Origin of the sequence: Zongyangia acetica, from assembly GCF_038739695.1 — a bacterium.
In the GTDB taxonomy this organism is placed as follows: domain Bacteria; phylum Bacillota; class Clostridia; order Oscillospirales; family Ruminococcaceae; genus Zongyangia; species Zongyangia gallinarum.
Genome location: NZ_JBBEWN010000001.1, coordinates 181,028 through 205,529 on the forward strand (window position 1 = coordinate 181,028; position 24,502 = coordinate 205,529).

Genomic DNA, 24,502 nt, shown 5'->3' on the forward strand with positions numbered 1-24,502 from the left:
GAAACTCTATTTCCTTGTACTAATTTATTCCCGTCCCCCGGCGGTTGCCACAACTTTTTGGAGGAGCCCATGAATCATGAATACCGCACCCTGAAAGGATACAAGCTCCGGGACCACCGGGAGATCACCGACGCTATGGAGGACTATCTGGAAATGATCTGCCGCTCTGCCCAGCAGGAAGGCTATGCCCGCATCAACCATCTGGCTTTAGCCCTGGGGGTGCGCCCCTCCTCCGCTTCTAAGATGGTGGGCAGCCTCAAAGAGCTGGGCTATGTGGATTCCGAAAAATATGGCATTGTCAAGCCCACCGAAAGGGGCTGGAAATTGGGCCGCTATCTTCTCCACCGCCATGAGGTTCTCCACACCTTTCTGTGCCTACTCAACCACACCGAGGACGAAACCGAACAGGTGGAGCAGATGGAACATTTCTTTCAGGAGTCCACCATCTACAACCTGGAAAAACTAGTTTGCTTTCTTCAAAAAGGGGATTTTCCTCAAAATAAGCCCTCCGGCAGATAGCCGGAGGGCTTTTGTGTTCGTTTTCTTTCTGATTTCTTCGAAATAGGCGCCGTTTCTCCCTCCCCGCTGCTTTTATCCCGCATAAAAACCGGAAATTTCCGAAAAATATCCAACAGGGGCCCGGAATAAGCCGCAAAACTTGGGGAAATAACCTTCTTTCTCTGCGGCAGAAGTTCCTTATCCGCCCCAGATTTTCCGTCAAAGGAGGGGCAGGATGCTCTACCTTGTCTGTGTTTCCCTCCGCGGGGAGGAACCGATGGATTTCTTTTCCCAGCTGGACCGGCTGGGGGAGGTGCTTCAATCCTTCCCTGGCTGTTTTCTTCTCTGTTCCCGGTATACGGCGCTGGGGATCCGGGAAAGGCTTTGCGGCTATCTTCCCCCAGGAGAATCCCTGATGGTCACCTCCCTGCGCCGGGATGAATGCGCCGGAAAGCTGCCTCCCTCCTCCAAAAGATTCATGGGACTGTATATCGATGGCCTGGCAACCCCGGACTGACTCTTTCCCCGGCCGCCTGTGATTTTTCCGCATCCTTCGCCTCTAACCAAATACAGGAGGATTCCGCTCAGCTGGACCCTCCTGTGTTTGTGTGTGTGATTATGGGGAATCTGTTCTCTATCAGTTACGCTGGAATGTGGTCACGACGCGAAACTGATCACATACTCCATCCGGCTGCTGCGTCCAAGCAGGAAATCAATACTGCACCCAAACAGATCCGCCATGGCGATAAGCCTGTCCGACGGGATGGGCTCTCTGCCGATTTCCCATCTGCGCAGCCGGGCAGGGGTGACGCCCAGCTTACGGGCCAGGGCCTCCCTTGTCATATTATGTTCTATTCTCATCCGTTCCATATTTTTAAATATCGTCATTATATTTCCTCCATTCTGTTTTTTGTTCGCTTTTATTATAACTCATTACGAATAAAAATCAAGAGGTTTTTAAAAAAATATTTCAAAACAGAAATTTTAATATTGCAATACGAAAATAGATGAGGTATAATAAAGACAACAAGAAAGGAAGTGCGTTCCTATGACATTTGGACAAAGACTCATCCAACTGCGGGAGGAGCAGGGATATTCCCGGCAGCAGCTCTCACAAAAGCTGGGTCTGCCCTATAACACCTACCGCAACTATGAAGCTGACGCCAGGGAGCCGGCCTATTCTCTGCTCTGTGAGATGGCCAACATGCTCAATGTCTCCACCGACTACCTGCTCTGCCGCACCGACATCCGTCAGCCGGCCCTGGAGCTGGACGAGGAGGAAAGCCGCCTGATTCTCAACTTCCGGCGGCTGGACGACCGGGGGAAGGCCACCGTCAACGCGGCCACCGCCTCCCAGCTATCCTACTGCGAGACCGGAGGCGGCGCCATTCCCACCTCCAAAAGCACAAGCCAAAAGCTTTCCTCCCTCTCTCTCCTTCACCCTGCCGCCGACGCGCCGATTGCGGCCCGAGGCGGCGTCTCCGGCATCAGCGAAGAAGACAGAAGGGATGCGGAGAAAATCAGCAGGATGTTCTTCTCGGATGGCAATGGTAACAACGACTAAGCCACACGAGAGGAGCCGTTCGGTATGCATCCTTCCCTGGAACTATTTCAACGGGCAGACGTCCATTCCCTGCCCGTCTCTCCCCTCTCCCTGCTGGCGGCCATGAAGGTTCCGGTGCTGACCTATGGCCAGTACAGTCAGGCCGCCGGAAAAAGCCTTTCCTATCTGCTGGGCCGCTTTGGGCCGGATGGGATGACCTTCCCCATCGACGGTAGGCTGACCGTCTTTTACAATGAGCTCAACGATCCGGGCCGGATCCGCTGGACCCTGGCTCATGAACTGTCCCATATCCTGCTCCACTACCATCCTAAAAAGCGCGGCCCTCTCTTCCCCTCCCCCGCTGGAAAAAAGGACCCGATGGAGCGGGAGGCCGATCAGCTGGCCAAGGAAATTCTGGGGCCGCTGGTGGTTCTCCACTTCTGCGGCGTCAGTTCCCGGAGAGAGCTCAGGGAGCTGACCGGCTTTTCCCATGAGGCTGCAGACTACCGTTTTGCGGAGCTGGAGGCTTTCCGCCGCCAGCGCAGCGCCATCGTCTCCCGGGATGATCTGCGGCTGTTTCTCCAGTTTGAGCCTTTCATCACCGCCTATATTGCCCAAAAGGCTAAAAAGAAGGACAGCGGCCTCGATATTTTTCAAGAAAACACCTCCAACATCCCCTAAAAATCCCCTCTGCTACGGTTTTCCTTTTCCGTATCAGAGGGGATTTCTGTTTTGTCCGTCCACTGCCTGGAAGCCTGGGGCCTTTTGAGGGACTTTCTCATATACTGAAGGGAAAGGGGGCGATTGCATGGCGGAAGACAACGGCATCTCCTACGTGGCGTCAGGGGAAAAGCAACGGCTGCGACGAGCCGCTGACCGCGCCGCAGCCAACGCTCCCAGAGACCCCGATAACGCCAACCGGCCCACCCGCAAGAGCAAACTCCGTATGTCAGAGGAGGACATTGTGGGCCTTGCCTCCATCCTGGCCCTAAGTCTGGGCAAGGATAAGACCCGCCGGGATCTGGAAACCCTGGTCAATCTCTTTTCCCTGACCACCACCAACCTGCGTTCCATGCTCAGCCAGCGGGCTATCAACCGGGGGGCCACCATCGAAATCATCGATTAGCCTGCTTGGATTTTTTGAGTTTTGCAATGGGTAGGTTTATCTTAAAATAGGCGCACACCAGGCGCACCGCTACAATCAGGCCCATCGAGAGGTATGCCGCGGGCATCAGCCCGATATAGGGATGGAGGAACCAGAGAACCACCGTGCCCAAAAGGGCTGCCAGCGCATAGATTTCCCGCCGGAGGATCACCGGCACCCGCTGGCACAATAGATCCCGCAGCACCCCACCGCCTACGGCGGTGATGACCGAGACAAAGGCAAATTCAGTCAGGCTATAGCCCGACTGGATGGCTTTCACCCCTGTGTCAATGGCGAACACCGCCAGGCCTAATGTATCAAAAAGGGGGATCAGGAGCAGGGTCCGGAGCCTGTCCCCTAGAAGCATGACGGCGGCGGCTGTCATCAGGACCAGAAGGATGCTCACATAGCTTCGGAAAAAGATGGGGACTCCCACGTCCATAATAACATCCCGCAGTATGCCACCGCCCAAGGCTGTCACCGTAGCCACCACAAGGACGCCGAAAATATCCATCCGCTTGCCCATGGCCACATAGGCTCCCGACGCGGCAAAAGATATGATGCCGATATACTCCAGAATGCTGATGAAATTGATCTGCATATATTCCACCTCTACCTGCAAAGCGTCAGCAGACGCATTTTGACACACATATCCATGTCCAGCTGGCGGATCTCCTCCCCAAACCGGACTTCGATCCGCTTGTCGGACACCGAAAGCACCGTCCCCTCCCCGAAAAGGGGATGCCGCACCCTTTCTCCCCCGGACAGCTGGGGAAAGGCTTCCGATGAACGGGGCTGTGGAGCCGGTTTGATCTTCTCTTTGGCCGCTGGGCGCCGGCTCATCTCTACAAAGCGGGAGACCTTGCTGTTTTTCTGGGAAATCTCGTCGCTGACCATGAGGACAAGCCGGTCCTTTGCCCGGGTCATGGCCACATAAAAGAGCCTGGTTTCCTCTTCCAAGGCGTCTCCGACGCCCTCTACATGGCTTTGGATGGCTACGTCCGAGGGGAAACGCCCCTCCAGCAGGTCGATGAGGATGACCTGATCAAATTCCAGCCCCTTGCTGGCGTGGGCGGTGGAAAGGGTCAAATTGCTCACCGCCCGGTTTTTCTCCCTGCACAGGGCTCCAAAGTCCTCAATGCGCTGGGCAAAGGCATAGACGTCCCGATATCCGGAGGCCAGGGACCGGAGCATGTCCACCTTATACATCATGGTCTCATACCGGCTTCCCGACCGGGTGATCCGGTTAAGGTACCGCTCGTAGCCTACGTCCCACAGGATACTGTCCACCATATCTGCCGGCCGCATTAGCTTGAGCATCCTGATCCTTTCCGAAAGGGATTTTATATCCTCCCACCTGCCCTGGTAGGGGGCATCCCGGAGGATCTGGAAAATGTCGGCGCCGGGACGGTGGTTATGTTTGACAAAGGCATAGACCTCCTTGGTCAGATAGCAGGAGGTCTTGAAAAACACCCGGGAAAAAGCCCGCAGATCCGACGGGTCGGCGCTGAGGCTTAAAAACGCCATTACGTCGGCGGTGACCGGGTTATCCATAGGGTTCACAGACCCGGAGCGCAGTCGAAAGCCCATCCCCTCCCGATCCATCAGGTCGACAAGGGGGATGGCGGAATCGTTGTTGCGGTAGAGCACCGCCATGGTTCTACCGGGGGCGAGGGCTTTGGCCTGATCCATCACATACCGGTACTGCTCCTGCAGATTCCGGACAAGCTGATGCTCCACCGGCATCCCCTCTCCCCGCACGCCGTGCATCTGTTTGTCATAGCGGTCCTGGTTGTGAGAGATCAGCGCCGAAGCATCCCGGATGATGGCATCGGTGGAGCGGAAATTGCGCTCCATCTTGAGGATCTCCCCGTCAGGATAGTCCTGGGAAAAGCGCAGCAGCGCTTGGGGGAAAGCTCCCCGGAAGCCGTAGATGCTCTGATCCTCGTCCCCCACCATGAAAAGCTGACGGCTCCGGGCGGCCAGCATCCCGATGATCTCATGCTGAATCTTGGAGGTATCCTGGGCCTCATCCACGTTGATGTACCGGTAATGCCCCTGCACACTCTCAAGCAGCTTCCCGTCGGTGGACAGGTATTCGTAGGCCAGGGTTAACATGTCGTCGAAATCCATCAGCCCAGTCTCCCGCTTGTACCGCTCATATCCCTGATAGATCTCCCAGAAATGGTCGCAGACCGAAAGCTCCCGAACCTGGTCTTCCTCCAGCATCATGTTTTTTACATAGCCAATGGCCTGCCGGACGTCCTCGATCTCCTCCTGGGTGGGGCTCAGCCCTTGATATTTCCGGAACAGTTCGACAAACAAGCGGTTGACCTTCTGTCCCAGCACCGTCTCCAAAAGCCGTGGCGGCCGGAGACGGTCCCGGCGGCATTTATTCATCACCACCCGGTAGCAGAAGCTGTGGATGGTCTGGAACCGGGGCAGGGAGAGAAGGCTGCCGAAAAGCCGTTGGAACCGCTCTCCCATGTCCCGCGCGGCCTCTTTGTTAAAGGTAAGGGTCAAGATTTCCGCCGGCCGGATGCCACGGCAGGCGATCATATGGGCCACATGGGTGACAAGTACCGTGGTCTTGCCCGCTCCCGGCACTGCCAGCAGGAGCACCGGCCTGCCGCCGGCCACTACCGCCGCCCTCTGCTGGGCGCTGAGCTGGATCTGGAAATTCTCTTTGAGATAATCAAAGAGCGCCTGTTCCTCCATCTGCCGATTTCCCCCTTGTCCTTTGCTGTCTTTATCCTACCACATCCCGGCCTCCTTGGAAAGGGTTGACAAGCCTTCCCTCCAGGCGGTATGATGGGACAAAACTGAAGTATAACAGGAAAGAGGAGAAGCCATGGAGATAGAGAAGCTGCAAAATATCCGCATGTTTCTTTTGGATATGGACGGCACCTTTTATCTGGGCAATCAGATCTTTGATTGCTCCTATACCTTTGTCAAGAAGGTGGAGGAAACCGGCCGGGAGTTTATGTTTCTGACCAACAATTCCTCCAAAGACCGGTTTGCCTACCAGGAGAAACTGCGGCGGATGGGCTTTGAGGTAGCTCCCCAGCGGATCTTTACCTCGGGAGAGGCCACCACCATCTACCTCAACCAGCATTTCCCCGGCAAGAGGGTCTATCTGGTGGGCACCGACTCCCTGACCCGGGAATTTGAAAGGGCGGGCGTCCAGCTGGTGGAAGAGGAGCCCGATCTGGCGGTGCTTGGCTTTGACACGGGGCTGACCTACCAAAAACTGTGGAAGCTGTGTGACTATGTCCGGGCCGGCATCCCCTATATTGCCACCCACCCCGACTTTAACTGCCCCATTGAGACTGGGTTTATGCCGGACATCGGCGCCACCATCGCCTTTGTGGAAGCCTCCACCGGCGTCCTGCCCAAGGTCATCGGCAAGCCCCATAAAGAGATTGTGGACGCTGTGCTGGACAAGGTCGGGCTCCCCCGGGAGCAGATTGCCATGGTGGGGGACCGGCTTTACACCGACATCGCCATGGGCGCCAACGGCGGCATCACCTCCATCCTGGTCCTCTCAGGGGAGACAACCCGGGAGGATGTGGAGAAAAGCGACATCCAGCCCGACTATATCTTCGAGGATCTGGGAGACCTAGCCGCCCATCTCCGGTAGGAGCCGCCGCACCAGCCATCAGGCGCATCTATATACAAAATCGGCTATTAAAGCCAAAAGCGGGGATCCGGTTTTCCGCCGGATCCCCGCTCTTTTTATTTTTGTTGATCTTCCCGCTGCCCGTCGGGCTTTTCCCTCTCTGTTTCCCCCTTGGCGGCCTGCCACTGACGCCGTTCTGATTCCGCCAAACGGTTATCCGCCTCCTCGTTGCGGATTTCCCAGTGGATGAGGAAGGTCAGGGCAGCCCGCAGGGCGATGATGCCCGCCACCGTGAGAATCTCAGAAAAATCCCGGACTACCACGGTGCGCAGGATCTCGCTGCCCAGCTTGAATTCCAGGCCCATGGCCATGCCCTTGGCCAGGTTGAGCCGGGTCAGGGGATCGTGGCGGATATAGCTGATAATCCCTCGGATGCCGGAGGCAATGATGACAACCACACCCATAAATTCAAAGAGCATAATGGCTACGTCTACAATGTTGTTGAGCAAGTTGTGTACCGCTTCCACATCCCATTCCTCCCCGCGCTACACCCGGACAGCCGGATGCTTCCTGTTCTTTCTGCCCCTATTATACAAAGTCCTGGGTTTTTACACAAGCAAAAATTCCCTCATGGGAACAATAAACTCAAGTTTTCATGGATTTTGCAGGTTGAGGGCGATCACCTTCGGGCGGGTCATGGCCTCAATCGAGTAGCGCACCCCCTGGGTCCCCATTCCCGAAGCCTTTACCCCCAAAAATGGAAAGTGATCCGGGCCGCGCTCGGTCTTATTGTTGATCTGGACTGTCCCCACCTCCAGACGCCGGGCCACATAGAAGGCCTGATCGATATTGTGGGTAAAGACCGAGGACTGCAGGCCGTATTCCGAACGGTTGGCAATCTGGATGGCGTCCTCCACATCCTTCACCCGGATCACCGGCAGCACCGGCGCAAAGGGCTCCTCCCAGGCCACGTCCATCTCGGCGGTGACAAAGTCCAGCAGGGTGGGGGTCAGCAGGTTTTTTTCCCGCTGGCCGCCGGTGACAAGCTTGGCCCCTTTGTCCAGGGCGTCCTCAATGAGCTCCTGGGCGGATTCCGCCGCCCGCTCGCTGATCAGCGGGGTGATGACGGCATTATCCCTGGGATCCCCCACCGGCAGCGCCTCGATCCTCTTTTTGAGCTTCTCCACCAGATCGTCCGCCACCTGATCGGTGGCCAGAATCCGCTTAACCGCCGTACAGCGCTGCCCCGAATAGGAATAGGCGCCTGAAACGATGTTCTCCGCCGCAAAGTCCAGATCCGCGTCCTCCAAGACGATGGCGGCGTCCTTGCCGCCCAGCTCCATGAGCAGCGGCCGCATGGCGGAAAGCTGAGAAATCCGCATTCCCACCTCGGTGCTGCCGGTAAAATTAATAAAGTCGATGCCCTCCTGGGTGACGATAAAGTCTCCCAGTTGGCTTCCCCTGCCGGTGACTGTGTTGAGGATGCCGTCGGGCAGCCCCGCCTCCTGAATGATCTTTGCCAGATGCAGGGCGCTGATTGCCCCCTGGGTGGCGGGCTTGAGCAAAACTGCGTTGCCGCCGATGAGGGCCGGGCCGATCTTGGAGGCGGAGAGGTTGACCGGGTAGTTAAAGGGGGAGATGGCCAGCACCGTTCCCAGCGGCACCCGGGTGACAAAGGAGATTTTGTCCGGGGAGCCGCCGGGGAAGTTCTCCCCGCTCATGGCCTGTCCCTCCAGGCTCTTGCCCATATCGGCGGTGTAGCGCAGCAGGTCGGCGGTCCGCGTCACCTCGGAAAGGGCGGATTTCCGATCCTTGGCAATCTCCATGACCAGGATCTCCGCCAGCTCCTTGGCCCGCTCTTCCAAAAGGGTAGCCGCCCTGTGGAGGATGTTGGCCCGTTCAAAGACCGGCATGGCTGCCCACTCCTTCAGGTGGGTTTTGGTATCCTGGATGGAGGCGGCCACCTCCTCCTGGGTCATGGCGGGGATCTTCCCCACCAGGGATCCATCCACCGGGGAATGGATATCGATAAATTTTCCCGACTGGGAGGTGATCCATCTTCCTCCCATTAGGTTTCCATAGACAGGATGTCCTTCCTGTAGCCTTTGAAACATAAAAAAACAGCAACCTTTCTCTCAGAATCTACCCCTAGTATTTGCAAAACCTTGCCTATTAACAGAAAATGGGGAGATTTTCACGGCAAAGACCGCTGTAAAAATATGCGCGCCGGCTGGTGCGGGCCCGGCGGAGAGAAAAAATAAAGCCTCCCCAAAGCTCCCCTAACCACGGGCCCTTCCTTGCCCTAAAATGTAAGAAAATCGACTGTTTTTCCGCGTTGTACTCCCCTGGGGAATATGATAGAATTTGATTGCTTTGTTCCACTAAATTCTAACAAAAGGATGGTTTCATTGATGGAAAATCAGACCCATGTGATATTGGAGGGAATCCGGAAGTCTTTCGGGGAGAAAGAAGTCCTTAAGGGGGCGTCCTTCACCTTTGAAAAGGGGAAGATCTACGGCCTGCTGGGCCGCAACGGATCGGGTAAAACCACCCTCTTCAACTGCCTGAGCGGGGATCTGACCCCGGAGGGCGGCCAGGCGTACCTTGTGCAGGGCGATGAGAGAAAGCCCCTGCTGCCGGAGGACATCGGCTATGTCTTTGCCACGCCGATTCTGCCGGATTTTCTCACCGGTTATGAGTTTCTGAAATTTTACACCGACATCAACCGGGATAAAATCAAGAATCCCAAAACCATCGACGAATACTTTGATCTTGTAAAGATTGAGCCTGAGGACCGGCACCGGCTGATTAAGGGCTATTCCCACGGCATGAAAAACAAGGTGCAGATGCTCTGCTATATCATCACAAGTCCGCCGGTTATGCTGCTGGATGAGCCGCTGACCTCCTTCGACGTGGTGGTGGCGCTGGAGATGAAGAAGCTGCTGCGGGATATTAAAAAGGATCATATCCTCATCTTTTCCACCCATATCCTTCAGCTTGCCACCGACCTGTGTGACGAGATTGTCGTCCTCAGCGGCGGACAGCTGGAACCGGTGGACAGCTCCATGCTCCACAGCAAGGAGTTTGAGGAGAAAATTATTGAGATCTTGAAAGATGAGGATGACCATGAACAGCAGTAAGATGAAAAACACCCTGATCAGCGTCTTCCATATCAGCACCGTATCCATGGCCAATCGGTTGATCTATTACATCAAGCGGCTGCCGCTGATTGGAAAAGCCGTTCCCGACGGGCTTTATGCCCAGACCGAGCTCAAACAGGGCCTGGCTATCGTGGCCGCCCTTCTTTACACCGTCTACCGCTTTTTCTGCAAAGCGGCCTATATCGGGCTGATGGTGGCGTTCCCTCTCTTCCTGATGGCGGAAGACGCGGATCCCGCTGCCCGCGGGGCTATGTTCGTTCACATCTTCTTCTTTCTCAGCTTTCTAGCCGGCGCTGTCCAGGCGCCCAAGGCTCTGGAAAATAAGCCCAATAAATACATCTGCATCCGTCTGGTGGGGATGGACCCCCAGGACTACACCCTGTCCATGGTCCTATTCTATCATCTGTCGGAATTTGTTCTGTTCCTGCCCTGCATCATTGTGGGAGGGATCCTGTGTGGATGCAGCTGGGTACAGATTCTCTGCATGGCGATTTCCTTCCCAGCTTTCCGCCTGATGGGGGAAGCTCTGCAGCTTCTGATCTACCGCAAAACCGGGCGGGTGCTCACCACCAGCTATGCCATCATCACCGTGGTTTTGCTGCTGGGGGCGGCGCTGGCCTATATTCCCACAGGGATGGGCTTCACCTTCGGCGTCGACCGGTGGATCATCGGCTTTCCCTTTGTGCTGGTTCCCATCGCCCTGGGCCTTGCGTCCCTTCGGTATATCATCCGCTATCCCGGCTATCGGGAAGCCGCCAGAGACATCCTCATCCGCGACAAGCTCCTGGTGGATCCCAAGGCGACCGCCAACCAGAACCGCTTCCGGGATGTGAAGCTCCGGGATGAGGACTTCACTGGGGAAAACCTGGGCACAGGTAAATTTCAGAACAAGAAGGGCTACCGCTATCTCAACGCCATCTTCTTTGAACGCCACCGCCGGATGCTGACCCTGCCCCTCTATCGGCGGCTGATGATCGTCGCCGTCCTCTTTGTGGGCTGCGGCGCGGCGCTTCTGCTTATTCCCTCCTTCCGCCCTGCCTTTTCTCAGATTCTTTCCCAGCTTCTCCCCGTCTTCTGCTTTGTCATGTACTTTGCTTCCATCGGGGAGCGGATCTGCAGGGCCATGTTCTACAACTGCGACATCAGCCTATTGCGCTACAGCTACTACCGGGAGCGCAAGGCGATCCTCCTCAATTTCCAGATCCGGCTCTGGAAGGTGGTGCAGCTCAACCTGGTGCTGGCGGCCGCTATCTGTGCAGCGGTGGGAGGGTTGGTTTTCATCAGCGGTGTATACTGGCCCATCCAGGACATGATTTTCTTCATGCTGGGCATCATCTTCCTCTCCCTGTTCTTTTCTGTCCACCATCTATTCCTTTATTATGTATTCCAGCCCTATACCACCGAGCTGGATATGAAAAACCCTCTGTTTAATATCATCAACATGGTGGTGTATGTCGTCTGCTACATGTGCTTGCAGATTGAGGCTGTACCTTCCAGCTTTGCTTTCATTGTTCTGGGGGCCACTGTGGTGTATATGCTCGTTGCGTTGACCCTGGTCTATCAATTGGCCCCGAAAAACTTTCGGGTAAAATAGCCTCTTTCATTGATAAGGCTACTGTTTTTCATAAGGACGGCCGGAGGAATATTCTCCGGCCGTCCTTTTTCACGCCTTGAAGCCTGGAGCCAGACAAAATTCCCTCTTTACTTTCGGAAAAAGATGTTGTATAATATTTAGGTCAAAACAAGTGTGGGGGCGTAGCTCAGCTGGGAGAGCGTACGGTTCGCATCCGTAAGGTCGAGAGTTCGATCCTCTTCGTCTCCACCACACCTGCGGTGAGCAAGTCGCGCATCGCAGGTTTTTCTTTTTTGAAGCTTTCTTACACGCGTTTGTGGAGGGCATCTATTTTATAGCATTACACTAAGCTCGGCTTTTTCTTTTGCCTTGCTGCTCGCGTTTGTGGTGGGCATCTATTTTATAGCATTACACCATCAAGCTGGCCTGGACGTGCCTGGCGTTCCGGGCTCAGTTTTTTCTTTTATCTCTTTGCCTTCCTATTTATCAGGTGCGTTATGTATGCTATAATAGATCAATAACATTGTTCCTTATGATTCCCCGAAAAGGATGGTATCAAATGAAAAGTATAAAACCTGGCAGAGGTCCATCTATGATGGGTGGTGTGGTTGGAATTTTTATGATCGGCTTCGGCATTCTCTGGACGGTTCTGGCTGCCCAGGCAAACGGTCTATTTGCGATGTTTGGTGTGCTTTGGACCGGTGTCGCAGTCGTAACAACAGTTTATAATTTTAAAAATGCTACCAGAAAAAACCGCTATTCCGCATATGATATTACCGACGCCGACGAAGAAACGGATCCGCTGAACCAGCGTTTCGGCGATCAGCAAAACTCCACGCAACAAATAGATGGCGCCGATCATAACTTCTGCCCCTATTGTGGAGCTCCCGTTGCGAAAGACTTTGAATTCTGCAATCGTTGCGGCAAAAAGCTCCCTTAAGATCCATATCCTGACCTTAGGGCAGCTACAAGCGGCCGCGGCCTTCTTGAGCTTTTGCCCCTTTTTGTAGTAGGGATCATCATAGCAGCCTGATGCCTGCAAGGGTTCTCTCTTGTCAAAAGGCCAGCACAGTACAAAAGACCTGAAGCATTTTTGGCTTCAGGTCTTTTTCAACATCCAGAGGGAATGAAAGAACCACCCCTCTATTGGGCAAACTGGCTGTTATATAGCTTCGCATAAAATCCATTTTTCTGAAGCAGCTGCTCATGGTTCCCCATCTCCACAATATGGCCGTCCCGCATGACCAGGATCACATCCGCCTCCCGGATGGTGGAAAGACGATGAGCTACAATAAAGCTGGTGCGTCCCTCCATCATCTCCTCAAAGGCCTTTTGGATCCGGGCCTCGGTTCGGGTATCGATGGAGGAGGTAGCCTCATCCAGGATGAGCATGGGCGGGTGGGTCAGCATGATCCGGGCAATACATAAAAGCTGGCGCTGGCCCTGGGAAATATTCTCCCCCTCTCCGGAGATCATGGTATCGTAGCCCTGGGGCAGTCGGCGGATAAAGCCGTGGGCGTGGGCCGCTTTGGCCGCCGCCACAATCTCCTCCCGGGAGGCGTCGGGCCTGCCGTAGGCGATGTTCTCCGCTACCGTTCCGCTGAAGAGCCAGGAATCCTGCAGCACCATGCCATACTGGGCCCGGAGGCTCTGGCGGGTCAGCCCCATGATATCCTGGCCGCTGACCCAGATTTTCCCTTGATCCGGGTCGTAAAAGCGCATGAGGAGGTTAATCATGGTGGTCTTGCCGCAGCCGGTAGGGCCTACGATGGCAATCTTCTGCCCGGGGCTGACCTGGAGGTTCAGGTCCTGGATCAGCGGCTTTTCCGGCTGATAGGAAAAGTCCACATGCTCCAGACTGACCCGGCCGTCGCAGTGCTCCAGCACCTTGCCGCCGGCATCTGGGGGCTCCGCTTCCTCATCCAGCAGGTGGAATACCCTTCTGGCCGAGGCAAAGGCGGTCTGCAGCTCGGTGATGACGCCGGTGATCTCATTAAAGGGCTTGGTGTATTGGTTGGCATAGGAAAGGAAACTGGAAAGCTGTCCGACGCTCAGGCTGCCGCCCATAGCGGAAAGGGCGCCGAAGATGCCCACCGCGGCATAGACCATGGCGTTGACAAAGCGGGTACAGGGATTGGTCAGGGAGGAATAAAACTGAGCCTTTACCCCACAGTCGTAGAGGCGGCTGTTGATCTCTTCAAACTGTTTCTGGGCCCGCTGCTCATAGCCAAAGGCCTTCACCACCTTTTGGTTGCCCACCATCTCCTCCACCACGCCGGTGATCTCTCCCCGGGCAGATGACTGGGCCGTGAACATTTTGTGGGAACGCCGCGCAATAAAAGAGGCCACAAAGAGGGAGAGCGGGGTCAGGACAACCACCACCAAAGCGATGTGGACATTGACCGACAGCATAAAGCCCAGGGTGCCCAGGATGGTGACGACGCCGCTAAAAAGCTGGGTAAAGCCCTGAAGCAGACCATCGGAAATCATGTCGGTATCGGTGACCACCCGAGCGATCAGATCCCCATGGGACTGGCCGTCAATGGCCCGCAGGGGAACCCGGGACAGCTTCTGAAACGCGTCGTCCCGGATATCCTTCACCGTCCGGTAGGATACTGTATTGGTACAGGCGGTCATCATCCAGGAAAAGAGGGCGCTGACCGCAATGGCCGCCCCCATTTTGACCAGGATAGGCCAGATGGCCGAGAACCGGACCTGGCCAGGGCCTATGATCTGATCCACAGCGTTGCCGATGAGCACGGGCAGCCACAGGGAAAGCAGGACGCTGATGACAGCGCAGACAAGGCCTCCGGCCAGGTATCCGCCATAGGGTTTGGTATAGGAAAGGATCCGCTTCCCTACCTTCCAGGTACTGTCTTTCATCGGCCGGACACCTCCTTCTCTTTCTGCTGGGAGATGACGATCTCCCGATAGGCTTCGCATCCCTGGAAAAGCTCATCGTGGGTGCCCACCCCGGCCACCTCTCCATCATCCAGGACAATGATCTGATCTGCCTGGCGGATGGTGTGGGCCCGCTGGGATACCATAATCACCGTCATGCCCTGGGTTTCCTCCTGCAGGGATTTGCGCAGAGCCGCGTCAGTGGCAAAATCCAGAGCGCTGGCGCTGTCATCCAAAATGAGGATTTCCGGCTCCCGCACCAGCGCCCGGGCGATGGTGAGCCGTTGCCGCTGGCCTCCTGACAGGTTCTTGCCGCCCTGAGCGATCTTGGTCTGCCACCCGTCGGGGAGTTTGGATACAAATTCCTCCGCCTGGGCCACCCGCAGGGCTTTGGCGATCTGCTCTTGGGTCGCGTTCTCATTCCCCCAGCGCATATTTTCCTCCAAGGTGCCGGAAAAAAGCACCGCCTGCTGCGGCACAACGCCAATCTGCTGGCGCAGCCGCTCCAGGGGGTAGTCCCGCACATCCACCCCGTCTACCAAAACAGCTCCTTGGGTTACATCATAAAACCGGGGAATCAGGCTGACCAGCGTGGACTTTCCAGAACCGGTGCCGCCAATGATGCCGATGGTCTGCCCCGGCAGCATCTCCGCGCTAATATGGGAAAGGGAGGCTTCTTCCGCGTCGGGATAGGAAAAAGACACGTCCCGAAACTGGATTTTAGGGCCATGATACGGGGCTGGCATCCTGTCCTGTGCCCTGTCCGCAATGGCAGGCTGGGTCTCCAGCACATCATTGATCCGGGCGGCGCTGGCGGAAGCTTTGGTAAAGATGACCACCAGGTTGGCTACCACCACCAGGGCCAGAAGGATTTGGGTCATATAGTTGACAAAGGCAATGATCTGCCCCTGGCTCAGGGACCCGGCGTTGACCCGCAGTCCCCCAAACCAGATGATGGCCACAATGGCAATGTTCATAATGGCAAAGGTCAGCGGATTTAATAAGGCCGAGATCTTCCCCACCCTCACCGAGGAGTCCATCGCATCCTCCGTGGCCTGCTCAAATCGCTTTTGTTCCGCTTCCTGCTTGGAAAAAGCGCGGATCACCCGGGCCCCCTCCAGGTTTTCACGGGTGATGAGGGAGATACGATCCAGCTTCTTCTGAATCACGCGGTAAAAGGGAATGCTCCGGCTCATAACGAAATAGAGGGCCAGGGCAACCAGCGGAGCCGCCGCCAGAAAGACCAGGGAGAGCTGTAGGTCCAGCATCATGGCCATAACCGCAGCGCCGATGACCAAGAAGGGCGCGCGAACTACCAAACGGATCAGCATGGCCACCGCCAATTGGATCTGGTTGACGTCATTGGTGATGCGGGTAATCAGGGAGTGGGTACCGAACCTATCCACCTCTCCATGGGAGAAGGAAAGGATATGGGCAAACAGGTCATTGCGCAGGAGGGTGCCGACTCCCTGGGACGCCCGGGCGGCAAAATATTGGCAGATCAGCGCAAAGCCAAGGCCTGCGATTCCCAGTACCACCATGACCCCGCCCATGATGAGAACATACTGGGTGTCCCCGTTTTTGACGCCCACGTCAATGATCTTTGCCATCACAAGGGGGACAATCAGTTCAAAAATTGCTTCCAGCAGTTTAAAAAAGGGTCCCAGGATTACCTCTTTCTTAAAATGCCGGAGGTATCTCGCTAATTTTTTCATGCCATCATTCCATCTCATCTGTATTTCCCTATGATTTTACCACATTTCAACTGGTTCAACCATTGTTTTTCTTGTTTTATTATTTTCCCCATCTTTTCAAATGATTTGGGTGCTTTCATTGCTCATAAAATTTCATTGTGAAAATACCTCTTGCCTTTTTTCTTCCAATGGTATAAAATAAGGATATTCGGCGGGCATAGTTTAGTGGTAAAACATCAGCTTCCCAAGCTGAGGTTGCGGGTTCGATTCCCGTTGCCCGCTCCATACTGAAAAGGCTATAAATGGCTTATGCAAGCTGTTTGTGGCCTTTTTATTTTTGCCAAAATCTAGTTTTGGTCATTGTTTGGTCAAAAAAGCCGGAAAAAGAAAGTTCTCCCCCAGGGTTATTTGGCCCCGGAGGAGAATTCACTTTTTATGCAGCGATCGGATGAACGCCTATTTTTTCCGTCTAATCAGGAGGACCGCGCCTGCGCTTGCTGCCAGCAGCACCAATGCCGCCGGGATGCGGCTTGCGTCGCCAGACTGGGGATTTTCTTTATCACCGGAAGGGTTGGCTGTATCGCCGGAACCGTCAAACCAGCTATCCGGCCACTCGAAACCGGAATTCTGATTCCCAGAGCCGATGGAATTCCCTGTACCAGGCGTACCGGGCTCATCGGGATCCTCAGGTTCAGTGACCTCTCCCGGCTGCTCCCGGGTAATCACAAGTGTATAAACATCCTCCCCAGCGGTTACCACAATGATGTTTTCTCCTACAGAGAGGGGAACTTTTCCATCCGGGCCCACCGCGAACACTTCGCCGTTGAGGGTGACTTTCACCTCACCGGTAAAGCTGAGAATTACGCTTTCCACTGTATTTGGAATGGACGCTGTGTACTGGAAGACATCCGGATCAAAGGTCGGCTCCAGGGAAACCGAGGGATCCTCAAAGGTTACGTCGTCTAAAGAGGGTTCCTCCGGCTGGGGCTGCTCATCGCGGTTTACTATGATGGTATAGGTCTGCTCGCCGTCCAGGGATTTGGAGGTCACAGTCACCGTATTTCTCCCCACCTGAAGGGGAATTTCCTGGGAAGGCTTGCCGTTCATGACCGCCTCACCGTTGACCGCCAGGCTCACGCCGTCGTCAGCCAAGGCCTGGATCTGGATCTGATCAGTTTCATAGGGGACGGAGACTTCCTGCTCTGTTTTCTGTATGTCGAGTTGAATATTTTCCTCGCCTGCAATCAGCTCCAGCCCGGTGATACCGCCGGGAGCTGTGACATAGAGGTTATTGACAATCGAGGTGCTCTTATAGCCCATCACCCCGATATGGCCCCCGGTATACTTTAAGCTGTCGTCGGGGACCTGGTCAAAGATGGTGTGCCCATCGATCACATAGGTCAATTTTCCATCCAGGAAGGTGATCTCCACATGGTGCTCTTTGCCGATCTCCGGCCGGTAGGTATCGTCAAACTTAGCCACCGCGTGGTCGCTCACCGAGCCCTGATAGGGGAACTCCGTCCAGCGGAACTGCTGCCCCATCTGATCTGTGCCAAAGTCAAAGTTCACCATATAAGATTCGCTGCCAGGATTATCGCCGGCATTAAAGATCACACCAAAAGCCGTGCCCTCCAACACCGTCACGTCAAATTCCATGTGGAATCCATTATCAAAGGTTTCCTCCCGATGGTGAACACGTCGCCGCTGATGCTGACGCCCTGGTATCCTTCGGGAACCAAAGTCCAATTCCCGCCGCCTGAAACCCTCCAGCCGGTGAGATTGGTCTTAAAAGGGTTTTCCATAGCGCTCAGGTTGATTGTTGCGGAAACCTTCCCATCTTGGGTAGACGCGGTCACCGAAAAATCTCCTTCCGCCGCAGCCATCAGGGTGATGGAATTATCATTTTGGGAGAGGATCTTCACCAGGCCCTGCTCGTCCTCTATCTTCCATTCAACTGCCTGGGGCGCGGCGTCGGGCATCACCCGGGCATAAATGGTCATCTCTTCCCCGACCAAAACGCTCTGGCCCTCTTCGGCGCTCAAAATAACCTGGGAAGGCTCGCTCTCTCCGGCAGTCTCTTCCCGCCAGATGCTGGAAAGGGGATAAATGGAGATATCGCCGGCGGTATCGCCGCCCACGGAATAGGCCTCCATACCGATTCCCGCGGCGTTGGGGAACACAAGAACCGAACCGTAAAGCTGGCCGCCGTTGGGAATGACTTCCACGGAGCCCTTGTCCACAAAGATCTGCAGATCCACGGAACCGTCCTCATTCTTGCGCAGATTGTGGCTGAAGCTTCCGCCAAAGCCGGGTACCCTGCTTCGATCCAGGGTCAGGGCGCCGCTTTGGGGATTATACCGGATCACCATTTCCTGATCTGTGCCCTGGAATACCTTAAAGCCTACCTCAGTGACACTCTCCTCCGGCTCCAGGTGGGCAATGAGCTCAAACTGGTCGCTCCGCAGCCCCTCGAGGGGATTCGAGCCGCCGTCCTGAATGACGACCTCATCCTGATCAAAGAGAGGCTCCTGCCTTAGTTTCTCATACTCCTTCACCGGGGTCTGATACAGGCGGATTCCCTCCGGAGTCGTCTTTAGCGAAATATCGTAACACAGGGTGTAGGTGCCGTTCCAGCCCTCGGTGGGGGCGTTTTTAATTGTGCCCCAGCTGGCCATCCAGCCGATCATCACTACCCGGCCTTCCGGGCCCTTTTTGAAGCTGACAGCCGCGTAGGAATCGGTTCCGCCCATAGTCAGCCGCTGGGTCCGGACGTTTCCATTTTCGTCCATAAAATCGTCGTCCGGCACAAAGCACCAGCTGAGCCTCCCGTTGATCTCCTGCTGCTCCAGGTCGCCGATGATATACCATTCTCCCGCGCCGGTGTAGACCCATTTCACATTGTCAGGATCCCCGTCCACCGGGACTGGGAACAGGTCGGGGCATTCGGAATTAATCGATCCCACGCCGGCCGGCCGGTATTCGGCTGCGCCGCCATACGCGCTTTCAAAGGTCCAATCCAGCAGGTTGTCCGAGGAGTAGATCCGCAGCGGGCCGCCGGCAACCACCATCAGGTATTTGCCCGCCTGCTCGCACCAGAACACGTTGGGATCCCGGAAAGCCCCATCGTGAAGCGGGTCGTCATCCTGTTCCAGGATCGGGTTCTTGTCATACTTCTTCCAGGTCACGCCGCCGTCCTCCGAATACGCCACGCTCTGCACCTGGTATCCGTTCATATGGGTAAAGAAGGCCAGCAGGTTATTGGGGCTCTTTCCCGAAAACAGGCCGGACTTGTTCTCAGGGTCATCCACTGTGCTTCCCGACCAGATCGATCCCAGCTCGTCCGGCGCCAGGGCGACGGGCAGCTCCTCCCAATGCACCAGGTCGTCTGACACCGCATGTCCCCAGTGCTTGGCGTAGTCGTCATGGACGGTGGTTAGGGGGATATGCTGATAGAACAGATGCCACTGGTCATTGTAATAAATCAAGCCGTTGGGGTCATTGATCCATCCCTCTAAGGGGGAGAAATGATACTGATCCCGCCATGGTTCTGTCCTGAACTGATCCGGGGACTCCTTCCGGTAGATGGAGATGCTCACCTCATACTCGGTTCCCATCTTGCTGTCGGTTAGCTTAATCGGAATGATTTGCCGCCCCACCGCAAGGGGCACCTCTACCGCCTGATCGCTCTGCGCCGCCTCGCCGTTGATCAGCAGCACCGCGTTTTCGCCAGTATAGGTGGCGGCGATCTTCACCGATTCCACATCATGATCCACCGCGAGGATGCTGTACTCTTTATCCAGCTTGCTGAAGTCCGGAGTCAGTTTATGGCCTTCCACCCGCAGGTCCGAAATCTCCGCAATTTCCGCGGCGTCGGTTTTAGTCACCTTGGTATTTTGGAAATAGGCGGTTCCATCGATGCGCATTCCCAGATAGCCGCCCTGGTAGTTGGGCAGGTAGAACTGATGCACCAGTTTTCCATCAATATAGGCGAAGAAATAGTCGTTGTTGACAACGATCTTGAGCTTGTAGTCCTCCTTGTTCATCTCGAACAAATCGGTGGAAGTCAGGTCGCCGACGCTGTCGTCGCTAAAGAGGGTATCGCCGGCGCCCGTGTTAAATTTCCAGAACCGGGTGTCCCGATCCCACCAGTTGCCACCGCCGCCGGTGCGGTTCATGTAAAAGATATAGGCGTCATCTTTGGAATCCTTGGTCTTTGCGCCGAACATCAGCCCCAGGCAGTCGCCCTCGACATACTTGACCTCGGTCTCAAAGACAAAGGAATCATCCGGGCCCATGTAGGTATCGCTCACCAGATAGGATTCGCCGGTGGCGTTGACACGCACGCCATTTTCGTCATAGTTCAGATAGCCGCCCAGCATGGTCAAGCGGTCTTTGTTAAAGTCGGTCACCCAAGAATCCGGATCGCCTGCGTCAAATTCCAGCTCGGTGACACGGGTATTCTGGAAGGTCACCGTGCCGTGTTCCGCCGCGCCCAGGCCCAGAAGGCCATTCTGGTAGCTATCCGGCAGCGTCCCAACCGTTGCCAGCTCACCATCGACATAGATGCTGCAAGTGTTGTCGTATACCTCAATCTTGATGGTATACCGGTCCTTCCCCAGCTCGTAAAACTCGCCATTCTGATTCTTGCAGATTAGGTCAAAACCGCCTCCAAAATAAAAAACCTTGGTCTCATCTGGGTTGGCACGGTCAAATTTATAGACAAACGCGCCGTCAACGCTGTTTTGACGCTTGACGCCGATGATCAGGTTGGCTACGTTGCTGCCTTCTTCAAAAATGACATCCGACGCAAAGGAAAAATTCTGGGGCGGGATGTTGGCGCTGATGGCCATGGCGTCGTTGACCCCTTCGCCATCCTTCCAAACCAGCTGATATCCGTCCGCTGTCAGGCTGGCCTCGGTTCCGGCCAAGGGAGCCATATCCTTCAGGTCGCTCTGCCAGCCGCTTTCCTCCAGCTGCCGGAAGGTGGTGTTTTGGAAAACGGCGTCGCCGTCCTCAGCCGTGCCAACGCCCAAAAAACCGCCTTGATAATACTGGCTGATATCGCCGGAGCAGGCAGGTACCCCATCGACAAAGCCGGTGCAGGTATTCCCATCTACCACTACCTTGAGGTGATAGCTGTCCTTGCTCTCAAATTCACGGCCGCTGTTGCCTACTACTGTCGGCCAGCCCAGCCGCTCGCTGAAATAAAACAGCTTGGTTTCCCCCTGATTCCCGGACGCGCGCTTGTCCACCTTGAAAATCAGGCTGTCCTCCAGGCTGTCCCCATTCTGGGCCCCGAAGATCAAATTGACCACGTTGCCCCTTTTGAAGGTCACGTCCGTTTCGAACACAAACGATCCATCCACACGGGTGGAGCTGATGGCAGCCGCGTCATTGTCGCTCCCCCGCTCCACTAGCAACCCGTCGTCGGTATAGGTCAGCTCCGACCCCACCGGCTGGATCGTTCCCAGGTTGGTGTTCCATTTTTCGGCGTCGTTTTCATCCAACGCCGCGAACACCGGGGTTCCCGCCACCAAAGAGGCCAGCGCCATCCAAACGGCCAGAACCACCGCTGTGCTTTTCATCATCCAGCGTTTCTTTCTCGACATTTCTTCTCCTCCTGTCCAAATATGAGCACACTCATAAGATGGCTCAAAGTCACTGTAAAATATCACCGTATTTCTGTCAACAAGAAGAGAAATATTCTCTATTTTTAATAATTAGCGCATCAAATTTTTATCAAAATATTTCTATAGAATGGATCACCTGCCTATCCGATCTGCTGTTCTAATTCATTAAGAAATATATTATTTTCTTTTACGGATGAGAAGAACCGCGGCGCCCGCACTCGGTGCCAGGACTACCAGCGCTCCTGGGATCACGCTGTGGTCACCAGAATACAGGTTCTCTTTTTTGCTATTGCCACATTCATCGTGGGAACAGAAAGGTCCATCTAATCGAGACTCCACCACTTTCCTGACATTATCCAGCTGCTTCACCTTTAACTTGGCAGGGAAATGTGCTTTCACATCGTCCCCCGATGTGTTGGCCTTTACTCTGAAGAGTCGCCGTATCTCCTACTCATTCCCTTTTATCTTCTTGCACGACGATCATGATCTGGATTGCTATAATATTTCTGTTTGGCTTTGTACATCCGCTTCTCCGCCGCTTTGACAAGTGCTTCCAGATCCTTCACAGGGGCCGAAATCCACGCCACCCCAACAGAAATGTGATATCCCTTTTGCTCTAGCGCAATAGTCATAGTTCGACTGTGATGGATAATTTTCGGTTCTACTTCGTCAACGGCGAAAATAACAAATTCGTCACCACCCAATCGATAAGCGTGCTTGGAGTCAAAACGATTGCGAATTTCTTCAGCGATCGCCCGCAACATATCGTCACCTGCCTCATGTCCTCGGTCATTATTCATCTCATGCAAACCATTGGCATCAATAAAGGCGCAACAAATTCCGTCACGGCATTCTGCAGCGATACGAGGTAAATCCAGTTCATAACGATTGCGATTATATAACCCTGTCAGTGTATCTCTCTCACCCTGCCGCTGCATTTCCTGATAAGTTCGCATGTTTCCGCAAAGCATCGCAAAACTAAATCCAACACTTCTGAGCATGGTAGCACATCCGGTTTGCTTTGACAAACCGCCAGCAGAAATTATACCTTGAAGGGTACCATCAGCGTCCTCCACAGGAATAGCCACCAAATCCCCCATCTTTTCCGGCGCATCTGGCAGTATTGCTCGGACCTCCTGCGGTGTATGTACAGATATATCCCCATGCCCTGAAGTAAAGCGATCGGCAAGCACCTGAGCTTTTTCTACCAATGTTCGACCCAGGATAGATTCTCCGCCTACCTCCCAGAGATAATCCAAACTGGGCCCGTCCCCACCCATCATAGTGAATGCCACACGCTTTGCCGGAAGCATCTGCGCAATAACTTCAAGTGAACGAATGATATTCTCTCGGTGCTCATGGGCGTTAAAAAGTAGCTTCTCTACATCATAGATGTAATTGAGCGCATCCAGTTGTCGCTGTTTTTCTCCCGTCTCTCGGCGGACATAAAACACCAGCCAAGAAATATATACCAGGAAAAACAGGCCTTCAATAACAAGAAAGAAATTTAACATTTGACGGATATCCCGAGCCCCAGCAAAAACCAACGCCTCGGGGACGGAAAGCGCTACCCGCCATTGATTAATTTCTAGTGGCGTATAATAAAAATACAGATTTTCTCCAGTAGTATTTGACAGGAAAACAACGTAGTTGCTTTCCCCATCTACAAGGCCTTGACGCAGCCGTTCATGGTCATATCCCTCCGCCATAGGACGTTCCCCAAGATCCCAAATATTTCCCATCTCGTCATGCCATGTGTCAATTAAAAAGTCGCCCGTTGTTCCATCAATTACATACACCGCCGCTTCTCCACCGTAAGGCGAATAGGGCAGCTTCCTTGCGAGATCTCCCAATTCGATCACTCCATAGAGCATGGCAATTGTTTCGTTCTCGCTTTTCACCGGCACAAAATGGCGCACAACATAGTCCTCACCGTTTAAGTCCAACTGCCGGTCCGAAATATGGGCGCCTAAGGCAGCCTCCCTTTCAAATGAGAGCTGTTCAGATACATTGACATGCGTACCATCGGAAGTGACAACCTCATCACCTGGCAAAAGCAATTCTAGGCGCGAAAAAAATGTCCCTGTGCTCCGGTAAGAATGTAAAAATTCCTCCAGCCCATTCAAATCGGAGGCCATCATCTCCGCTATAAGGCCAAGTTTTTCCCGATCAGAATCTACATTCAGTTCTAAACTATGAGCAAATTCCTCTGCTTCCTCTGCTAAGCGTGTAAAGCTCACCGCTTCTTCTGCTTCATTGATCCGCCCCGTCACAATAAAGCTCGCAGCCGCAATAAACAAAACTAAAATTAGTGTTGCAGCCACCGGCCCTTTCCAATGAACAAAGCGTCTCCCCATGTTCTTTCCTCCATCTATACCATTTTTCTATATTTTCATTTTATATACTTTCTATATATTGTCAAGTTCCCCCTTAATAAATGGAAAAAATTCCTATATTTATCTTTTCTTTACCTATACTGATTTGAAGATCATTCTCAACAAATGCATCATATCATAAAAATATTATAGTTAGTTTATACTAATTATCTTGTTTTTTCTTTTATTTATATACAACTCTTACTATATTTAGTATGGAAGTTGTATATTTTTTAGTAACATTATGTACATTTATAAAAAATTAAATGTCATGATATTTAATTTTCCTTTTGAGAAATTAGACGTTCCTACAAATTTTAAGAACAAGTTATAAAAGTATTGCACAAAATTTTAAAAAATAGTA

19 protein-coding genes and 2 tRNA genes are annotated in these 24,502 nt (G+C 54.1%); 11 read left to right on the forward strand and 10 right to left on the reverse strand.

The window, feature by feature from the left end; translation table 11 throughout:
* Window positions 1–69: 69 nt before the first annotated feature.
* A complete protein-coding gene (locus WGC32_RS00875; RefSeq protein ID WP_342680362.1) occupies window positions 70–519 on the forward strand; it encodes a metal-dependent transcriptional regulator in 450 nt (149 codons plus the stop codon).
* Between the two features lie 214 nt (window positions 520–733).
* Window positions 734–1,015, forward strand: a complete 282-nt coding sequence (locus WGC32_RS00880) for a hypothetical protein (RefSeq protein ID WP_342680363.1) — start codon at window positions 734–736, stop codon at window positions 1,013–1,015.
* A 140-nt stretch (window positions 1,016–1,155) separates the two neighbouring features.
* Here the strand turns inward: WGC32_RS00880 and WGC32_RS00885 are convergent, their stop codons facing one another.
* Window positions 1,156–1,386 carry a helix-turn-helix domain-containing protein gene (locus WGC32_RS00885; RefSeq protein WP_342680364.1) on the reverse strand — a complete coding sequence of 77 codons (231 nt, stop codon included), beginning with the start codon at window positions 1,384–1,386 and terminating at the stop codon, window positions 1,156–1,158.
* A gap of 160 nt (window positions 1,387–1,546) precedes the next feature.
* On the opposite strand from WGC32_RS00885, the gene WGC32_RS00890 reads away from it, so the two are divergent.
* The 3 genes from WGC32_RS00890 to WGC32_RS00900 all read left to right on the forward strand — a co-directional run bounded on the left by WGC32_RS00890 (window position 1,547) and on the right by WGC32_RS00900 (window position 3,167).
* Window positions 1,547–2,062: a helix-turn-helix domain-containing protein gene (locus WGC32_RS00890; protein WP_342680365.1), complete on the forward strand. Its 516-nt coding sequence runs from the start codon at window positions 1,547–1,549 to the stop codon at window positions 2,060–2,062.
* A 24-nt stretch (window positions 2,063–2,086) separates the two neighbouring features.
* A complete protein-coding gene (locus WGC32_RS00895; RefSeq protein WP_342680366.1) occupies window positions 2,087–2,722 on the forward strand; it encodes an ImmA/IrrE family metallo-endopeptidase in 636 nt (211 codons plus the stop codon).
* A gap of 127 nt (window positions 2,723–2,849) precedes the next feature.
* The gene (locus tag WGC32_RS00900; protein WP_342680367.1) at window positions 2,850–3,167 is read left to right on the forward strand and encodes a hypothetical protein; all 318 of its coding nucleotides are present in this window, start codon (window positions 2,850–2,852) and stop codon (window positions 3,165–3,167) included.
* Here the strand turns inward: WGC32_RS00900 and WGC32_RS00905 are convergent.
* Window positions 3,157–3,786, reverse strand: coding sequence for a trimeric intracellular cation channel family protein (locus WGC32_RS00905; RefSeq protein WP_224771614.1), 630 nt, complete (start codon window positions 3,784–3,786; stop codon window positions 3,157–3,159). The genes WGC32_RS00900 and WGC32_RS00905 overlap by 11 nt on opposite strands.
* 11 nt (window positions 3,787–3,797) lie before the next feature.
* A complete protein-coding gene (locus WGC32_RS00910) occupies window positions 3,798–5,903 on the reverse strand; it encodes an ATP-dependent helicase (protein WP_342680368.1) in 2,106 nt (701 codons plus the stop codon).
* Window positions 5,904–6,036: 133 nt separating this feature from the next.
* Here WGC32_RS00910 and WGC32_RS00915 point away from each other — a divergent pair, with 133 nt between their 5' ends.
* Complete coding sequence (locus WGC32_RS00915) at window positions 6,037–6,825, forward strand: HAD-IIA family hydrolase (RefSeq protein ID WP_342680369.1); 789 nt, start codon at window positions 6,037–6,039, stop codon at window positions 6,823–6,825.
* A gap of 95 nt (window positions 6,826–6,920) precedes the next feature.
* Here the strand turns inward: WGC32_RS00915 and WGC32_RS00920 are convergent, their stop codons facing one another.
* Window positions 6,921–7,331, reverse strand: coding sequence for a DUF1622 domain-containing protein (locus WGC32_RS00920; RefSeq protein WP_224771615.1), 411 nt, complete (start codon window positions 7,329–7,331; stop codon window positions 6,921–6,923).
* Window positions 7,332–7,457: 126 nt separating this feature from the next.
* Window positions 7,458–8,918, reverse strand: a complete 1,461-nt coding sequence (locus WGC32_RS00925; protein ID WP_342680370.1) for an NADP-dependent glyceraldehyde-3-phosphate dehydrogenase — start codon at window positions 8,916–8,918, stop codon at window positions 7,458–7,460.
* A gap of 297 nt (window positions 8,919–9,215) precedes the next feature.
* Between WGC32_RS00925 and WGC32_RS00930 the strand changes: the two genes are divergently transcribed.
* The 4 genes from WGC32_RS00930 to WGC32_RS00945 all read left to right on the forward strand — a co-directional run bounded on the left by WGC32_RS00930 (window position 9,216) and on the right by WGC32_RS00945 (window position 12,478).
* On the forward strand, window positions 9,216–9,944 hold the full coding sequence (locus WGC32_RS00930; RefSeq protein WP_342680371.1) for an ABC transporter ATP-binding protein: 729 nt from the start codon (window positions 9,216–9,218) through the stop codon (window positions 9,942–9,944).
* Complete coding sequence (locus WGC32_RS00935; protein ID WP_342680372.1) at window positions 9,931–11,559, forward strand: hypothetical protein; 1,629 nt, start codon at window positions 9,931–9,933, stop codon at window positions 11,557–11,559. The genes WGC32_RS00930 and WGC32_RS00935 overlap by 14 nt, the downstream gene beginning before the upstream one ends.
* Before the next feature lie 155 nt (window positions 11,560–11,714).
* Window positions 11,715–11,790: transfer RNA gene (locus WGC32_RS00940), tRNA-Ala, on the forward strand.
* A 307-nt stretch (window positions 11,791–12,097) separates the two neighbouring features.
* Window positions 12,098–12,478 carry a zinc ribbon domain-containing protein gene (locus WGC32_RS00945; protein ID WP_342680373.1) on the forward strand — a complete coding sequence of 127 codons (381 nt, stop codon included), beginning with the start codon at window positions 12,098–12,100 and terminating at the stop codon, window positions 12,476–12,478.
* 203 nt (window positions 12,479–12,681) lie between these two features.
* On the opposite strand, the gene WGC32_RS00950 is transcribed toward WGC32_RS00945, so the two are convergent.
* Both WGC32_RS00950 and WGC32_RS00955 read right to left on the reverse strand, forming a co-directional pair.
* A complete protein-coding gene (locus WGC32_RS00950; protein ID WP_342680374.1) occupies window positions 12,682–14,421 on the reverse strand; it encodes an ABC transporter ATP-binding protein in 1,740 nt (579 codons plus the stop codon).
* On the reverse strand, window positions 14,418–16,154 hold the full coding sequence (locus WGC32_RS00955; RefSeq protein WP_342680375.1) for an ABC transporter ATP-binding protein: 1,737 nt from the start codon (window positions 16,152–16,154) through the stop codon (window positions 14,418–14,420). Before WGC32_RS00955 ends, WGC32_RS00950 begins: the two co-directional genes overlap by 4 nt.
* Window positions 16,155–16,344: 190 nt before the next feature.
* Between WGC32_RS00955 and WGC32_RS00960 the strand changes: the two genes are divergently transcribed.
* Window positions 16,345–16,418 (forward strand) — tRNA-Gly (locus tag WGC32_RS00960).
* Between the two features lie 171 nt (window positions 16,419–16,589).
* Here the strand turns inward: WGC32_RS00960 and WGC32_RS00965 are convergent.
* From WGC32_RS00965 to WGC32_RS00975, 3 genes are all read right to left on the reverse strand, one after another.
* On the reverse strand, window positions 16,590–17,879 hold the full coding sequence (locus WGC32_RS00965) for a cadherin-like beta sandwich domain-containing protein (protein WP_342680376.1): 1,290 nt from the start codon (window positions 17,877–17,879) through the stop codon (window positions 16,590–16,592).
* Entirely contained in the window at window positions 17,774–21,742 is a 3,969-nt protein-coding gene (locus tag WGC32_RS00970; protein ID WP_342680377.1) for a GH32 C-terminal domain-containing protein, read from the reverse strand. Before WGC32_RS00970 ends, WGC32_RS00965 begins: the two co-directional genes overlap by 106 nt.
* Before the next feature lie 482 nt (window positions 21,743–22,224).
* Window positions 22,225–24,120 carry a sensor domain-containing diguanylate cyclase gene (locus tag WGC32_RS00975; protein WP_342680378.1) on the reverse strand — a complete coding sequence of 632 codons (1,896 nt, stop codon included), beginning with the start codon at window positions 24,118–24,120 and terminating at the stop codon, window positions 22,225–22,227.
* Between the last annotated feature and the right edge of the window lie 382 nt (window positions 24,121–24,502).

Coding starts and splice junctions, on each gene's coding strand:
- WGC32_RS00875 (WP_342680362.1), top strand. CDS start 70: ATGAATCATGAATACCGCACCCTGAAAGGATACAAGCTCCGGGACCAC.
- WGC32_RS00880 (WP_342680363.1), top strand. CDS start 734: ATGCTCTACCTTGTCTGTGTTTCCCTCCGCGGGGAGGAACCGATGGAT.
- WGC32_RS00885 (WP_342680364.1), bottom strand. CDS start 1,386: ATGACGATATTTAAAAATATGGAACGGATGAGAATAGAACATAATATG.
- WGC32_RS00890 (WP_342680365.1), top strand. CDS start 1,547: ATGACATTTGGACAAAGACTCATCCAACTGCGGGAGGAGCAGGGATAT.
- WGC32_RS00895 (WP_342680366.1), top strand. CDS start 2,087: ATGCATCCTTCCCTGGAACTATTTCAACGGGCAGACGTCCATTCCCTG.
- WGC32_RS00900 (WP_342680367.1), top strand. CDS start 2,850: ATGGCGGAAGACAACGGCATCTCCTACGTGGCGTCAGGGGAAAAGCAA.
- WGC32_RS00905 (WP_224771614.1), bottom strand. CDS start 3,786: ATGCAGATCAATTTCATCAGCATTCTGGAGTATATCGGCATCATATCT.
- WGC32_RS00910 (WP_342680368.1), bottom strand. CDS start 5,903: ATGGAGGAACAGGCGCTCTTTGATTATCTCAAAGAGAATTTCCAGATC.
- WGC32_RS00915 (WP_342680369.1), top strand. CDS start 6,037: ATGGAGATAGAGAAGCTGCAAAATATCCGCATGTTTCTTTTGGATATG.
- WGC32_RS00925 (WP_342680370.1), bottom strand. CDS start 8,918: ATGTTTCAAAGGCTACAGGAAGGACATCCTGTCTATGGAAACCTAATG.
- WGC32_RS00930 (WP_342680371.1), top strand. CDS start 9,216: ATGGAAAATCAGACCCATGTGATATTGGAGGGAATCCGGAAGTCTTTC.
- WGC32_RS00935 (WP_342680372.1), top strand. CDS start 9,931: ATGAACAGCAGTAAGATGAAAAACACCCTGATCAGCGTCTTCCATATC.
- WGC32_RS00945 (WP_342680373.1), top strand. CDS start 12,098: ATGAAAAGTATAAAACCTGGCAGAGGTCCATCTATGATGGGTGGTGTG.
- WGC32_RS00950 (WP_342680374.1), bottom strand. CDS start 14,421: ATGAAAGACAGTACCTGGAAGGTAGGGAAGCGGATCCTTTCCTATACC.
- WGC32_RS00955 (WP_342680375.1), bottom strand. CDS start 16,154: ATGAAAAAATTAGCGAGATACCTCCGGCATTTTAAGAAAGAGGTAATC.
- WGC32_RS00970 (WP_342680377.1), bottom strand. CDS start 21,742: ATGTCGAGAAAGAAACGCTGGATGATGAAAAGCACAGCGGTGGTTCTG.
- WGC32_RS00975 (WP_342680378.1), bottom strand. CDS start 24,120: ATGGGGAGACGCTTTGTTCATTGGAAAGGGCCGGTGGCTGCAACACTA.